Annotated in this window: 14 protein-coding genes; 8 read left to right on the forward strand and 6 right to left on the reverse strand. The window is 41.8% G+C overall.

What is annotated here, in order from left to right; all coding sequences use genetic code 11:
* Positions 1–60: 60 nt before the first annotated feature.
* Positions 61–1404: an FAD-binding protein gene (locus tag BMX50_RS15705; RefSeq protein WP_091211480.1), complete on the reverse strand. Its 1344-nt coding sequence runs from the start codon at positions 1402–1404 to the stop codon at positions 61–63.
* A 252-nt stretch (positions 1405–1656) separates the two neighbouring features.
* Between BMX50_RS15705 and BMX50_RS15710 the strand changes: the two genes are divergently transcribed.
* The 5 genes from BMX50_RS15710 to ligD all read left to right on the forward strand — a co-directional run bounded on the left by BMX50_RS15710 (position 1657) and on the right by ligD (position 7719).
* On the forward strand, positions 1657–2301 hold the full coding sequence (locus tag BMX50_RS15710; RefSeq protein ID WP_167667949.1) for a carbohydrate-binding family 9-like protein: 645 nt from the start codon (positions 1657–1659) through the stop codon (positions 2299–2301).
* A 31-nt stretch (positions 2302–2332) separates the two neighbouring features.
* Positions 2333–3625, forward strand: coding sequence for a sugar MFS transporter (locus BMX50_RS15715; RefSeq protein WP_091211482.1), 1293 nt, complete (start codon positions 2333–2335; stop codon positions 3623–3625).
* Between the two features lie 328 nt (positions 3626–3953).
* Positions 3954–4244 (forward strand): hypothetical protein, encoded by a 291-nt coding sequence (locus BMX50_RS15720; protein ID WP_091211483.1) that lies wholly within the window; start codon positions 3954–3956, stop codon positions 4242–4244.
* A 559-nt stretch (positions 4245–4803) separates the two neighbouring features.
* A complete protein-coding gene (locus tag BMX50_RS15725) occupies positions 4804–4980 on the forward strand; it encodes a DUF3606 domain-containing protein (protein WP_208864722.1) in 177 nt (58 codons plus the stop codon).
* 12 nt (positions 4981–4992) lie between these two features.
* Complete coding sequence (gene ligD, locus BMX50_RS15730; RefSeq protein ID WP_091211484.1) at positions 4993–7719, forward strand: DNA ligase D; 2727 nt, start codon at positions 4993–4995, stop codon at positions 7717–7719.
* Between the two features lie 150 nt (positions 7720–7869).
* Here ligD and BMX50_RS15735 read toward each other — a convergent pair whose 3' ends face one another.
* The 4 genes from BMX50_RS15735 to BMX50_RS15750 form a co-directional block, all read right to left on the reverse strand.
* Positions 7870–8376: a hypothetical protein gene (locus BMX50_RS15735; RefSeq protein WP_143065191.1), complete on the reverse strand. Its 507-nt coding sequence runs from the start codon at positions 8374–8376 to the stop codon at positions 7870–7872.
* 70 nt (positions 8377–8446) lie between these two features.
* Positions 8447–9097 (reverse strand): HD domain-containing protein, encoded by a 651-nt coding sequence (locus BMX50_RS15740; protein WP_091211486.1) that lies wholly within the window; start codon positions 9095–9097, stop codon positions 8447–8449.
* Positions 9098–9167: 70 nt separating this feature from the next.
* Positions 9168–10031, reverse strand: a complete 864-nt coding sequence (locus BMX50_RS15745; RefSeq protein ID WP_091211487.1) for an AraC family transcriptional regulator — start codon at positions 10029–10031, stop codon at positions 9168–9170.
* A 10-nt stretch (positions 10032–10041) separates the two neighbouring features.
* Positions 10042–10596, reverse strand: a complete 555-nt coding sequence (locus BMX50_RS15750; RefSeq protein WP_091211488.1) for a DUF1543 domain-containing protein — start codon at positions 10594–10596, stop codon at positions 10042–10044.
* Between the two features lie 152 nt (positions 10597–10748).
* Between BMX50_RS15750 and msrA the strand changes: the two genes are divergently transcribed.
* From msrA to BMX50_RS15765, 3 genes are all read left to right on the forward strand, one after another.
* On the forward strand, positions 10749–11357 hold the full coding sequence (gene msrA / locus BMX50_RS15755; RefSeq protein WP_091211848.1) for a peptide-methionine (S)-S-oxide reductase MsrA: 609 nt from the start codon (positions 10749–10751) through the stop codon (positions 11355–11357).
* Complete coding sequence (msrB, locus tag BMX50_RS15760; RefSeq protein ID WP_091211489.1) at positions 11357–11875, forward strand: peptide-methionine (R)-S-oxide reductase MsrB; 519 nt, start codon at positions 11357–11359, stop codon at positions 11873–11875. Before msrA ends, msrB begins: the two co-directional genes overlap by 1 nt.
* Before the next feature lie 334 nt (positions 11876–12209).
* Entirely contained in the window at positions 12210–13241 is a 1032-nt protein-coding gene (locus tag BMX50_RS15765; RefSeq protein ID WP_091211490.1) for a class I fructose-bisphosphate aldolase, read from the forward strand.
* A 46-nt stretch (positions 13242–13287) separates the two neighbouring features.
* Here BMX50_RS15765 and BMX50_RS15770 read toward each other — a convergent pair whose 3' ends face one another.
* A complete protein-coding gene (locus BMX50_RS15770) occupies positions 13288–14385 on the reverse strand; it encodes an alginate lyase family protein (RefSeq protein WP_091211491.1) in 1098 nt (365 codons plus the stop codon).
* Positions 14386–14389: the final 4 nt, after the last annotated feature.

Here is a 14389-nt window from a genome sequence, read left to right on the forward strand (position 1 = left end):
GCGTAAGGCTAAAAGCTAATAAATTGATTTTTTAATTTACAGCACCTTAGCCTGCTCATTTCAGGAAGTATAAAGTTCGTTTGCTAAAAACTGGTTCCTGAACTTTCCGTGCGGATCATATTCGGCTACCATTGCTTTAAAGGCGTCCATTTTTTCGTAGCGTGTCGCCAGTGTTTTAGCTGGTATGGTAAAAATTTTACCCCAGTGCGGCCTTGCTTTAAATGGAGAAAGTTCCCGTTCAATTTGGGGAAGTAACTTCAATACGGCTTCTGTTTCCTGTTTCCAGGTAAAATGGATAGCTACTGATTTTTGATTGTGGGCCGGGCTCATCCAAAGATCATCGGCAGCAATGGTGCGAATCTCGGTGATGAAAAGGTGAGGGCCTATTTGCCTGCCCAATTTTGCCACAGCCTCAATAGCTTCAACTGCATGGTTAAACGGAATAAAAAATTCTGATTGCAGTTCTTTTCCGCTGCTTGGGGTAAAGCCCATTTTAAAATGTGGTAAGCGTTCATACCATGGTCCCGGAACCCCCATTTGCTCGGTGCAGTTCTCGGCAGAGAGCCCTATAATCGGGTGCAGGTTTTTTGTAGCTGCTTTTGCCCCGTAAAATTCTTTTAGGTTTTCGTCTTTATCTGTACCTATCCGGCTTTTTATCCAAACCTCGTTAATATGGTCGCTTTGCCAGTCGGTAAACAGGCTTACGCTATATCCTGCCGAAACAATTTTTTCAAAATGCTGCTTTAGCTCACTCATGGGCAGCTCGGTAAAAACATGTTGTTTCATCATGTAAGTTGGCTGTATTTGCAGCGTAACTTTGGTGATTACACCCAATGCCCCAAGCCCCACCACAGCGGCATTCAGCTTAGCCGCGTCTTTGATTTTTGAAAGGTGAACAATACTGCCATCAGCCTTAACAATTTCCAGGCCCACCACTGCACTTGAAAGATTGCCGTTTTTTACACCCGAGCCATGCGTTGCTGTGGTAATTGACCCTGCTACTGATATATGCGGCAACGACGCAAGGTTATGCAGGGCGAAGCCTTCTTTATGAAGATATGGGGCAAGTTCTCCATATTTTATGCCGCCTTCAACAGTAACGGTGTGGTTTTGCCTGTCGATAGATACGACTTTGTTAAGATCGCGGGTTGAAAGCAGGTTGTCCCTGCTATCGGCAATGTTATTAAAACAATGCCTTGTACCCAGAGCTTTTATTTTATCGTGTTTTTTGATAAGCTGCTGTACTTCTTCAACTGATTTTGGATAAAACACATTGTCCGTGCTGTAAGTTAAATTGCCCGACCAGTTTTGCAGGCGAGGTTGTTGCGCAAATGATTCGATAGATGATAATAAGGGAGATGCCATTAAGGTAGTACTTAATTGAATGAAAGTTTTTCTTTTCATAACAAATTGGTTAGTACAAGGTAGCTAATTATTAAGCAGAACTGAAAGAGAAATTACAGGTGCTTCGCAAGCAGGTGCAAGGATTAAAAAGTTTTTATATTTTTTTAATAAGTAAAAATAGATTTTTAAATAATTTATAAACTTTTTGTTTATTTTGGTAAAATAATTAACGTTTACCTGTTAATTCGGTGTTAGCTTTTGGCTAAAGGTGAGTTTTTGGTAAATTGAAACTGAAATATTTATAAAATAGCTGTGAAGGAAGTTTACGTCCCGTTTATTCCGGGTAATTACAATGAAAATAACCTCGACGAGTTGTCCGCTTTACTCAACCGGGAGCAAAAGCACGGTATCGATAATCTTTTATGGACGGATACGGGGTATTTTCCGTCGGTTAGTTTTTCAATTGCCTATGTTAATAACAATATAGCGCTAAAATACTTTGTAAAGGAACAGCATACCCGTGCAACTTATACAGCAGTAAACGACCCTGTTTATAAAGATAGCTGCGTAGAGTTTTTTTTAGGTTTGGGTGATGACGGTGATTACTATAACCTGGAGTTTAATGCCCTCGGAACGGCGTTGGTTGGTTTCGGTAAAGATCGTAATGGAAGGCAGGCTATACCTGATGATAAAGTGCGTGACATAAAGTCAATAAGCAATATCAATAGGACGGAGAACGCAGCAGAGTTTAACACATGGGAGTTAACCTTATTGATCCCTTTTTCGGTTTTTATTTATCACGATATTAAAACATTAAAAGGAATTACAAGCAAGGCAAACTTTTTTAAATGCGGCGATGAATTGCCCGAACCGCATTTCATAAGCTGGAATAATATCGATAGTCCCGTACCCAATTTTCACCTTTCTAAGTTTTTCGGTACGATAAAGTTCAATTAAATTAAAATACCTCTAATCAAAACAAACTAATATGGCCCAAACAGCAACAGTAATCGAATCGCCGGTAAAAAAATCAGCGATAAACCCGATTGTAATTATCGGTGCTTTATTCTTCATTTTTGGTTTTGTAACCTGGATGAATGGTACGCTCATTCCCTATTTAAAAATAGCCTGTGAACTAACTACCAAGGAAGCTTATTTTGTAACCACTGCTTTTTATATTGCTTACGTTGTAATGGGTATCCCCGCGGGTAAAACCATTAAAAAGTTTGGTTTTAAAAACGGTATGGCCATAGGCCTGTTTGTAATGGCAATAGGGGCATTGATATTTATACCTGCCGCAATGAGCCGTACTTATGGCATATTTTTAATTGGTTTGTTTGTTCAGGGTACAGGTTTAACTGTATTGCAAACGGCGTCAAACCCATATATCACTATTTTAGGCCCCGCCGAAACCGCTGCAAGGCGAATCAGCATTATGGGGATCTGCAACAAAATTGCCGGTGCTTTGGCCCCGGTTATCCTGGGTACTGTTGTACTTGCCAATATTGATTCAATAACTGAAAAGCTTAAGACTTTAAGTGCCGGTGAAAAGGCGCTGGAACTTAACCAGCTGGCATCGAGGGTAATATTGCCTTACGGTATTATGGTAGTTGTTTTAATTTTATTGGCCATCCTTATTTATTTTTCATCATTACCAGAGATTAACACCGAGCATGAAGACGAAACCGTAGCTGCGGCAAACACTAATAAAACAAGCATTGTGCAATTCCCGCATCTTATGCTGGGGGTGGCAACTTTGTTTGTTTATGTAGGGGCTGAGGTTATTGCAGGCGATTCAATTTCACTTTATGGCACTTCGCAGCACATTCCGTTATCAACAGCCAAATTTTTCACATCATGTACTTTGATCTCCATGATAGTAGGGTACCTGGTTGGTGTTTTTTGTATTCCAAAACTGATAACACAACAGAAGGCATTGGTAGCTTCGGCAATTTTGGGTATCCTTTTAACGCTGGCAACCTTGCTTACCCATGGTTATGCATCGGTGTTTTGTATTGCATTGCTTGGTTTAGCCAACTCGTTAATGTGGCCGGCAATATGGCCGCTTGCATTGGCCGGTTTGGGCCGGTTTACCAAAATAGCATCATCATTGTTGGTTATGGGTATTGCAGGTGGTGCAGTTTTACCTCCGTTGTATGGCTATTTTTCGGAGAAGTTTTCGGCACAGTCGGCGTATATCATGCTTATCCCTATTTACCTATTCATTTTATATTATTCAACTATAGGGCATAAAGCAGGCAGAACCAACGTAAAAGCTTAATCAGAATAATTTTATCTTCTATAACCAAACCGGGTATCATCAGTTCTCAAGCTGTTGCTATCCGGTTTTGTTGTTTAATAGTGTTATGTGTTTGATAGATAGCTGATTGCCTTTTTAGCTATATATCGTTACATGCCTGTTTTTTTTGCGATATATAGCTATTAAATTTACATTATGTTTTCTTAACTTTCTGTATGCTAATGTGTTGTGATTTTGGTTCGATTGTTGGCTTAAAACGGATAAAATGAACAACATTTGCCGGAATATTAGTTCATAAATTATGATGAGCTATGCTAAAAACAGGGGTAATTAATTAAAAATCAACGCTATGAAAAATGTAAAAACCTGCAAAAAGCTTAATCGAACTTTAACCAAATGGGTTATAGATCTGCATGGCAAAGGTTATATAAACGATTTTTCGCAAATAAATAATCAAAGATTACGCTGTGTTCAAAACTGCGAAGATTTTTCGATTACCGACCTCAATATCAATGTTATTGATGAAGCTTTTGACCAGTTAACCCAAACATATAAGTATATCCATACTATTGAAACAATGGATGGCGACAAAGGTCTGCTTGTGGTTGAAGCTTTATGCACCCCACCACTTGTAAATTAATCGGGGTATAATAATTATTGAATCCCTCTGTAATAGTATAAACAGCTAAGGGAGTAACATATCTTTATCTTATTTATCTAAAAGCCTGAAAATTGCGAGTTCATTTTTCAGGCTTCGTTGTTTAGTACTGGTTCAAATGCAATGGAAAATGTGGTATGTATCTATAACAGAACCGCTTGTTTATTACCAATAATCGTTATATAACCATAAAAGCTCGAAATATAGTAAATTTTAGTCCGTTGGTTTTTGTTTAATGTGTTGATAGTTAAATGTTTATGTTGATGGCATGCGATGTGCATAAGCTCTTATAACAAATCAAACCAAAACATCTAAAAAAATAACAGCTATGGAAATGTGTATATTTTGGATAACCCGTTTAGTGTTGCTTGCCTGCCTTGCCGTGCTTGTTTATATGATAATGCCAAATTACACCGAACAAAGCGACGGGTGGGATTAGGTGGCAATAATCAGTAAGTTTTATTATAACAATTTATTAATTAATACTCAAACCTTTGTCAGGGAGTATCTGTTAATATTTTATTCAGTTATAAAACTAATCATGGACAACAGGAGTAAAGCAGGATGGCCCGACAACAGCCTCATTAATACCAGCGAAAATTATGAAGTTGAATATTGGGCAAACAAATTTGGTGTTCGCCCCGAGAGATTGAAAACGGCGGTACGTGCTGTTGGAAATTCGGCGGCAGCAGTAGCCAAATATTTAAACAACAAATAAAGAATCTCCATTATGGGCCTGGAAAAGTATGCAGAGAAACGCGATTTCAGCAAAACTAAAGAGCCCAAAGCGGGCAGGAGCAAAGACAAAGATCACCTGATGTTTGTGATCCAAAAGCACGATGCTTCGCGTTTACATTATGATTTCCGGCTTGAGATGGATGGCGTATTGAAAAGCTGGGCTATCCCCAAGGGGCCTTCAACTGATCCTAAGGTAAAACGTCTTGCTATGATGGTTGAGGATCATCCTTTTGATTACCGGAACTTTGAAGGTATCATCCCCAAAGGCGAATATGGCGGCGGCACCGTTATTGTTTGGGACGAAGGTACTTATGAGCCTATAGATGAAATCAAAGGAAAAAAAGCGCAGGAGAAATATCTGCTTAAACAACTTGAAACCGGCTCGGTAAAGATCAAACTTCATGGCGAAAAGCTGGAGGGCGAATTTGCCCTTGTGAAAACGCATGGTATGGGCGAAAATGGCTGGCTGCTCATTAAGCACAATGACGAGTTTGCGTCGGCCAAAGACATCACTAAAAAAGATAAATCCATCCTTTCCGGCAAATCCATAGAGAACATGGAGAAAACGAGCGAAAAGGTTTGGCAGCATGGCCATGAGGAAGGCTTAGAAAAACCTAAAAAGTCAGGTAAAAAAAAAGCCCTGAACGAACCAGTTAAAGAGCTGGAAGATAAAGTTGATACCAACGATACTGAAGATTTTGATGTTGAGGAGCTACTTAAAAAAGCTCCCAAATCGAAAGCACCCACCAACATCAAGCCCATGAAGGCCACCCTGGTTGATGAGCCTTTTGACGATCCCGACTGGCTTTACGAGGTTAAGTGGGATGGTTATCGGGCTATTGCAGTGATCGACAAAAAAGGAGCGGAGCTCATCTCTCGTAATAATCTTCCTTTCGATAAATATTACCCGATCAATAAATTATTGAAAGATTGGCAGATCAACGCAGTAATTGATGGCGAGATCCTGGTATTGAATGATAAAGGAATCTCCGACTTTGGAGCGCTGCAAAACTGGCGAAGCGAGGCTGATGGCAATTTGGTTTATTACGTGTTCGATATCCTTTGGTATGAGGGCAAAAACCTGATGGATTTGCCCCTTAAACAACGTCAGGCTATATTGACATCTATCCTCCCCACAAATGACGACCGCATTCGGCAAAGTAAGGTTTTTGATACCGGCGGCATCGAATTTTTTAATGCTGCTGAACGCATAGGCTTAGAGGGGATCATCGCCAAAAAAGCAAGCAGTGTTTATACTTCTGATCTCCGCTCAAAGGAGTGGCTTAAAATAAAGGTGCATCGCAGACAAGAGGTGATCATTGCAGGCTTTACTAAAAATGCAGGCACCTCCAAATCGTTCAGTGCATTGATATTGGCTTTGTATGATGGTAAAGGCAAGCTGCAATATGCTGGCAAAGTGGGTACAGGTTTTTCTGATAAACTGCAAAAGGAAATGATGGAGCAGTTTAAGCCGCTTATTACCGATAAAAGTCCGTTTGAGGTTGAACCTGATGTAGATAAACCATCACGGTTCAGGCCGCAGCGTTTAGGTGCCAAGCCTACCTGGCTCAAGCCCGAGTTGGTTTGCGAAGTTGCATTTGCCGAAGTAACCGGCGATGGCGTGTTCAGGCAAGCCTCCTTTAAGGGAATGCGTACTGATAAAAAGGCAAAAGATGTAGTGCTGGAAACCCCAAAGGATACTACCGAGACGGTAGAAGAAGTTGAAAGGACTGATAACGATACTCACGCTAAAGCTATTAAACCCGTGAAAGATACAGATCGTAAAACCCTGCTTAACCCTAAGGAGGAAACCCAGGTACGCAAAATTTGCGGACACGAGCTGAAATTCACCCATTTGAGCAAAGTTTACTGGCCCGAAGATGGCGTAACCAAGCGTGATATGTTTAATTACTATTACCAGGTTGCCGATTACATTCTACCTTATTTAAAGGATAGGCCAATGTCGCTCAACAGGTTTCCCAATGGGATTCATGGGCCAAGTTTTTATCAAAAGGATGTGAAAGGCAAAGCACCCGACTGGATCACCAAGACTTTTCCGTACACCAATGGGGAAGGAGAGCATAAAGAATATTTAGTAGGCTCTGATGAATCATATTTACTTTGGATGGCCTCATTAGGATGCATTGAAATGAACCCCTGGTTTAGCCGGGTGAAATCGCCGGATAACCCGGATTATTGCGTGATCGATCTCGACCCTGATAAAAATACCTTCGACCAGGTTATTGAGGCTGCTTTGGAGGTAAAGAAGGTGTTGGATGCTGTGGATGTGCCATCCTGCTGCAAAACATCGGGCTCAACAGGGATGCATATTTATATTCCGCTGGGTGCTAAATATGATTATGATCAATCGCAGCTATTTGCACGGCTGGTTGTGGATATTGTGCACAAGCAAATTCCAGGTTACACCAGTCTGGAACGCATGGTAGCCAACCGGAAAGGTAAAATGTACCTCGATTTTCTGCAGAACCGCCCGGGGGCTACCATTGCTGGCCCATACTCATTAAGGCCAAAACCAGGGGCGACAGTTTCCATGCCCCTGCATTGGGACGAGGTTAAACCGGGACTTACCATGAAAGATTTTACCATTTTCAATTCTATTTATCGCCTTAAGGAAACCGGCGATCTTTTTAAAGGTGTATTAGAAAAAGGTATCGACTTGGAGAAAACTATTAAGAAGGCGAAGAGTGTTTTTGATTGAGCTTATGGTCACGAGTAAAATTATGTCATTGCGAGCGTAGCGTGGCAATCGCACGGAAGCAGAGCCGCCCTGTATAGTATGCGATTGCTTCGTCGTTCCTCCTCGCAATGACATGGTGTATTATCTCACATATTTAATAATAACTTGTTACTAAGCCACAGCCGCTGACAAAATAACCCCATTGTGCGCATTTTCTACGCCATTGGCATAACCATTACTATCGATAAACATCTTTTCATTTTCAATCAGGAAATGTGCCCCGCCAACAAAGAAATTCCCTTTAATGGTGACCACATGATCAGGGTGCTGCGCATGAATTTCATTCAGCACGTGGCTTGAAAGTCCATGATATTCATGCGGATCGAACTGGTAAACATCCAGCACTGGTTCGGCATGACCGGGTTGAAATACTTTGATGCGGCCGCTGGTTACATTAAGCTGCACGTTAGCATCGTTTTCGTTGTTGTTAGCGCTTATTCTGATGACTTCGCCGTTTGGCGTGTTGATATTGGCATCAATGGTAAGCACCTTGCCTTTTTGGTTGTCATAAAATGACAGGATCCTCAAAAACTCAATATTACTAAGCCCATCACTATAGGTGAGCGTGTTTCGTTCGCTCAAAAATATAGTAGTCCCAAAAATGAATGCATGTTTCATAACGGAAATTTTTAATTGGTTAATTGATAATGATACAATTACCAAAACCGCAAAATGTTTTAAAATTCCGTTATTCTTTCCATGGCGAATGCAGGATGCAATCACAAAAGTTTTTCCTATGAAAATGGGGGATCATATACGCACAAACATCGGCTTTGATATTACCGAAAGTAGTTTCGGTTTTATGCTCAAATCCGCCAAAAAATGTAGGGATAATCTTCTTTTTAAAATCATTGCGCGGGAATGCTGTAATGATCTCTTCCCTGTTGGCATCGCTTAAATTTTCATACCCTTCACCCATTACATCAAGACCAACGCCCGAATACATCAGGGCAACCTCGGGTTCTTTATGCTCGGCTATACCAATGGTGGTGTGCAGGGCAATGGTATCCCAAACCAGTTGCAACTGATCTTTAGGTAAGCCATAGCTTGTTAAGAAATCGCGTGCTGCATTAGCACCATCTACCTCAAAACGCTTATCGGGACTGCTGTAATGCGGTGTTAAACCCAGATCATGAAATATGGAGCTCACGTACAGTAATTCAGGGTCGTATTTTAATTGTTTGCGTTCGCCGTTGAGGGAAGAGAAAATGAACACCCTAAGCGAGTGGTTATAAATAAATTCGGTGCCATGCTCTAATAAAAGTTCGGTGGCATGATTGGCGATAGTGCTGTCGGGAATGATGATCCCGGCTATGGTTTTTGCTTTAGTTACTGACATAATTTTAATGGAATTAATATGCCTCAAAATTATGCCGCTACTGCCGGTTAAAAATGTTAAAACCGGCTAATCACATGCCAATATGTACAAAGTGTGAGCGGTACTGATGGGGCGATACCAGCGTATTTTTTTTAAAGAAATGGCTGAATTGCTCAGGCGTTGAAAAGTTAAGATAATAGGCAATCTCCTTCACAGGCTTCGCCGAAAATTGCAGCGACCGCTTCGCTTCGGATATCAGTTGACCGTTAATAATGTCTTTAGCGCCTTTGCCGGCACAACGGTTGCAAAGCTCAGTTAGTTTACGTGTAGAGATGCCCATCTGCTTTGCAAATTCAGCAACCTCGTGGGTGTTTTGATATTGGCGGCTAACCAGCTCCAGGAACTGGCGGTATAGCTGGTTATCATAACTATCAAATCCTTTACTCAGCGAGGCATTGATATTGGCTGTTTTGATCATGATGATCTTCAAGTAGGCAGCCATGGCATCCAGCTTGTTGATGTAGCCTGGTTTAATAAACTCTGTATGGAGGGTTTTAAAAAGCGGGTTTAGTTCTTGTGCATCATCGGCTGTTAGCGGGATCTGCTGGTTATCCGAAGCATTATTGAATAATACCGCCTTGCAATTATTGGCGCTATCCGGAGCCCTTTCCCAAAAGCAATCGCCAAAGCTTATCGCGTAGCCGGTTAAAACGGTTTCGGCAGAAAAGGTAAAAAGCTGACCTTTTGATATAAGCAACAATTGATCGCCGACAATAGGATAGGGGGCAGTATCGATAACTACCTGACCCGACCCCGTAGTAATTAGAAAAATACGGTTATAAGTAGCCCTGTGCACCCGTTGATCATCAAAATGCTGTTCCTTCCAATTTTCGACAGAGAAAGAATCTCTGATGTCCCGATCGGCAATGATATTCAGATGCTCAGGCTTTTTCATGAGGTTACTGTTATAAATTGCTCAACTTAAAATAACCAAGTGTGATCTTATCCTCTGGAAGGTCGGAATTCGGGATAAGTTCGATCTGGTATTTTCCTTTTTGAGCAGGATTTAAAATATCTTCTACATTATAAATATCATCAACATCAACGCCGTATTTATCATCGATGTGGGAGTTAGCCCCGGCAAAATGATTGTGCTTAAAGAAAAATGTTTCCTTAGCATTTTTAGAGGCCGAAGCAAAATCGTTCTGAACGGTTAGTACAACGTAATGCTGCTCTTCAAATTTATTAGGCTGGTAACCGCCAAGGTTGATGAAAAACAATTTATTACCCTGAGAAATGTTATTACCACGTGGGGCGATCTTAACGGCATATCCATCAACCGTATTTACTTCACGCCAGGCATCGATATGGATTTTTTCGGGCTCTGGCCAAAATGCCTGGATGTCAGGTACCAGGTCACGAAGCGATGGCGCTATCCCAAAGAACACGTCATGTTGTTCCACGTGCCTTCCGGGTGGTTTGCAGCCCAGCATCAGCATAAACAGTTTAAGGTTTTCCATAGGCTAAAGTTAGTATAAGCAGTAAAGCGAAAATAGGCGTTTTGTCAAACAACTATCACAAAGTGTTAAAATGGTAACTTTGTTCAACGTTAGCTATGTTTTTTACGTTAGTTGCTATAAATACGCACCGTATTAAAACCTATTTGATATACATGAAAAAAGTAATTTGTTCAATAGCCGTGTTGTTAACGGCTTGTTTCTCTGTTTTTGCGTCCGGCCCTAAAAAGGGTTTGGATACCGCCACCTTTGCCACCGGCTGTTTCTGGTGTACCGAAGCCAAGTTTCAGCAATTGAAGGGGGTTGAAAAAGTGATCTCCGGATTTTCCGGCGGGCACGTGGCCAATCCATCCTATGAGTTGGTTTGCACCGGCACAACAGGTCATGCCGAAGCTTGTAATATTATCTATGACCCTACCAAGATCACGTACGATGAACTGATTGCTGCATTTTTTGTAGCGCATGATCCAACCCAATTAAACAGGCAGGGTAATGATGTGGGTACACAATACCGCTCGGCTATATTTTATCATAATGCCCAGCAAAAGCAAAAGGCCCAATATTACATCACTAAACTGAATGCCGAAAAAGCTTATAAAGATCCGATAGTAACGCAAGTAGTGCCATATAAAAATTTTTATAAGGCCGAAGACTATCACCAGAATTACTTTAACCAAAACGGCAGCCAGCCTTACTGCAAATATGTGATCCAGCCCGAGCTGGAAAAATTTAAAAAGGTGTTTAAAGATAAACTGAAACAATAATGAAAGCGGTATATATCATAGCAGCCCTGTTCTGTTTCACTGTAGGAGCATTTGCACAGCAGCCCAAGACAATAAAAGGACACGAGAACAATCCTTATTATTCCAATACAGACACCAAACATTTAAACGTGTCAAACGCCGAATGGAAAAAAATCCTGCCACCTGCTTTATACGCTACTGCAAGAGAACAGGAAACAGAACGTGCATTCACCGGCAAATACTGGAACAAGGATACCAAGGGTACTTATTATTGCGCGGTATGCGGTAATAAGCTTTTTCGCTCGGATGCTAAGTTTGCAAGTGATTGCGGCTGGCCAAGTTTTTATGAGCCGGTACGCAAAAACAGTGTGATCTACAAAGAAGATAATTCATACGGTATGCAGCGCACGGAAGTAATTTGCGCCCGTTGTGATTCGCACCTGGGGCATATATTTGATGATGGTCCGCCGCCAACACATAAAAGGTTTTGTATGAACTCCGTGTCGCTTGATTTTGTGCCTGAGGGGTTTGGGTTGTAACCCGATAATATCGGCTAACTGAAGGAAAAACTATGCCATTGCCGTTGACTTTAGTCGACGGTTAAAGAAACGAGTATACGGGCTTTAGCCTAAATGTCGCTTGCATTTAGGCTAAAGCCCGTTGCTTTTTAGCTCTATTCCGTTGATTAAAGTCAACGGCAATGAGTTATTTTACGGGATACCCAACCGGCTTTTTTTACCGATATTTCGAAGTTTTGTTACATCAATTCACCAGTTAAAGTCATCCATAAGTAAAGCTGCAATATTCCCTGCGCTGCTTAAAACAAGTATGAATTAACTTGTGTTTATCCACCAACAATCAAGCAAATTACTTATGGAACTGCAAAGCCTGAAAGATATCGCAAAACAGCTGATGGCCGGGAACAAAGGCCTTTTAGCCATGGACGAAAGTACCGCCACCTGCAACAAACGTTTTAAAGCATTGAACATCCCGCAAACGGAAGAATATCGCCGTAAATACCGTGATCTGATCGTAAACACGCCGAAGTTGGAAGAAGCCATCAGCGGGGCCATTTTGTTTGATGAAACTATAAGGCAAAGCACTGCAGATGGTAAACCATTTGTCGAGATCCTGAAAGAAAAAGGGATTATCCCCGGTATCAAAGTAGATGAAAGCGCAAGGGACATGGATGGTTTCCCCGGCGAAAAAATAACTGAAGGATTGGACGGTTTGCCTGAACGCCTGGCCGAATATTATAAAATGGGCGCACGTTTTGCCAAATGGCGGGCAGTTATAACCATCGGCGAAAACACCCCCACAAGCGGCAGTATCAAGGCTAACGCATTTCTGCTGGCCCGCTACGCGATCATGTGCCAGGAAGCGGGCATTGTACCCATTGTAGAACCCGAAGTTTTAATGGATGGGGATCATTCGCTTCAAACCTGCGCTGATGTAACCAACGAGGTTTTACATGCGGTATTTAATCAGTTGTATCAGCAACGGGTGAATTTTGAGGGAATGATACTGAAGCCTAATATGATTGTGCCCGGTATTAAAGCAGCACAGCAGGATAGCGCAGAAGTGGTGGCCGATGCAACTATCAATTGTTTTTTACGCTGTGTACCAGCCTCCGTACCTGGCATCGCGTTCCTTTCGGGCGGGCAATCTCCCGAACTGGCTTCTGAGCGGTTAAATGCTATGCACGTACGCTTTAAAGATAAAATGCCATGGGCTTTAACATTCTCGTATTCAAGAGCTGTACAACAGCCTGCTCTTGAAAAATGGGCTGGAAAGGATGAAAATATTGAAGAGGCGCAAAGACTATTATATGAACGTGCCCATATTAATACCATAGCCCGCGATGGCAAATATACACCGGAGCTGGAAAAGCACCCGGTAGCATAAAACGGGAAAGCCGCCCGAATAAGGCGGCTATCTCGTTTATAAGAGTTTATAAACCCTTAACCTTGTAATGGGTATAAGTAGTAAAGCCTAAAAATGTATTATCGATAGGGACGCCAAGCGGTGCTTGTAAATCCCTTAGATATTTCAAGTTGTCAGTATTGTACTGCCCATAAGCAACTTCGACTCCGGGAAAAATACGGCTGTTTAAATCGCAATAATCACAGCCTGTTTTTTGCTCATAAGCTTTCCGCATAAAATCATAGCCAAGGCTGATGTTTTTATTGCTGATCTCCCATAAACTATCATCACCCTGTATTTTGGCGATGGCAGCGGCATAAGCATAGGCCGTTAACGAGTATTGATAATGAACACAATCTTTACGCACACAAAGTTCAGGCAGCGTACCATCCAATTGAATGACATTTGGCAATTCTTTTACCAATAAGTCATGCCCTGCACGATAAGCGGTATCGTTATTTAAAAATACGCCGATAGCCATTTTAGCATATCCTGCCGATGCATCCCAGTTGTTTTTATAGTCGGGGATCTTATTGATGTAATTATCCTTTACGTTAACAAGGTACTTGCTGAACTGCTCGATATCGGCAGCGGCCCATCCGGCAGATTTACCCTTTACCTTATAATGCCTGATGATCTCCGCGGCAGCCACAAAACTTGGGGTTGTCCATGATGCTTCCAGATCTGGCTGGTTAGGATTGGTTTTTCCTGCCAGCAGGCCATAATCCTTAAAAGCGTAAGCCCATCCGTTCAGTAATCCGATTGCCTTCTTAGCACAGTCTGTATTGCCGGTAGCAGCCCAGGCCAATGCAAAGGCATAAACCAGTTCGCAATCCTTCCTGATCTGCGTTTTTGAAGGAGAGGTAGCCCCGTTTGAACCTACAACTATAGTTGACGGAAAAGAAGTCGGGTATTCATGATCTTTAATAAAATCAAGCACTTTTTGATATGCTGCAGTTCGCATGGTGTCACCTGCCTTCAGCTGCGTGCTAATGAGGTCCAAACTGGCCCGGGTATTTAAAATACCCGGGTGCACAAATTTGGTTTTATTATTTTCCTGTGCTTTCAGGCTGAAGCTAAAGAGCATCAGCAAGAGCGCCAGCAAAATTATTTTACAGTCTCTCATCTTC

Source organism: Mucilaginibacter gossypiicola, from assembly GCF_900110105.1.
Taxonomy (GTDB): Bacteria; Bacteroidota; Bacteroidia; order Sphingobacteriales; family Sphingobacteriaceae; genus Mucilaginibacter; species Mucilaginibacter gossypiicola.

Excerpts from the sequence above, each read along its gene's own strand:
- BMX50_RS15715 (WP_091211482.1), top strand. The coding sequence starts at position 2,333 with ATGGCCCAAACAGCAACAGTAATCGAATCGCCGGTAAAAAAATCAGCG.
- BMX50_RS15745 (WP_091211487.1), bottom strand. The coding sequence starts at position 10,031 with ATGAAAAAGCCTGAGCATCTGAATATCATTGCCGATCGGGACATCAGA.
- BMX50_RS15750 (WP_091211488.1), bottom strand. The coding sequence starts at position 10,596 with ATGGAAAACCTTAAACTGTTTATGCTGATGCTGGGCTGCAAACCACCC.
- BMX50_RS15720 (WP_091211483.1), top strand. The coding sequence starts at position 3,954 with ATGAAAAATGTAAAAACCTGCAAAAAGCTTAATCGAACTTTAACCAAA.
- BMX50_RS15725 (WP_208864722.1), top strand. The coding sequence starts at position 4,804 with ATGGACAACAGGAGTAAAGCAGGATGGCCCGACAACAGCCTCATTAAT.
- BMX50_RS15770 (WP_091211491.1), bottom strand. The coding sequence starts at position 14,385 with ATGAGAGACTGTAAAATAATTTTGCTGGCGCTCTTGCTGATGCTCTTT.
- BMX50_RS15740 (WP_091211486.1), bottom strand. The coding sequence starts at position 9,097 with ATGTCAGTAACTAAAGCAAAAACCATAGCCGGGATCATCATTCCCGAC.
- ligD (WP_091211484.1), top strand. The coding sequence starts at position 4,993 with ATGGGCCTGGAAAAGTATGCAGAGAAACGCGATTTCAGCAAAACTAAA.
- BMX50_RS15735 (WP_143065191.1), bottom strand. The coding sequence starts at position 8,376 with ATGAAACATGCATTCATTTTTGGGACTACTATATTTTTGAGCGAACGA.
- BMX50_RS15765 (WP_091211490.1), top strand. The coding sequence starts at position 12,210 with ATGGAACTGCAAAGCCTGAAAGATATCGCAAAACAGCTGATGGCCGGG.
- msrA (WP_091211848.1), top strand. The coding sequence starts at position 10,749 with ATGAAAAAAGTAATTTGTTCAATAGCCGTGTTGTTAACGGCTTGTTTC.
- msrB (WP_091211489.1), top strand. The coding sequence starts at position 11,357 with ATGAAAGCGGTATATATCATAGCAGCCCTGTTCTGTTTCACTGTAGGA.
- BMX50_RS15705 (WP_091211480.1), bottom strand. The coding sequence starts at position 1,404 with ATGAAAAGAAAAACTTTCATTCAATTAAGTACTACCTTAATGGCATCT.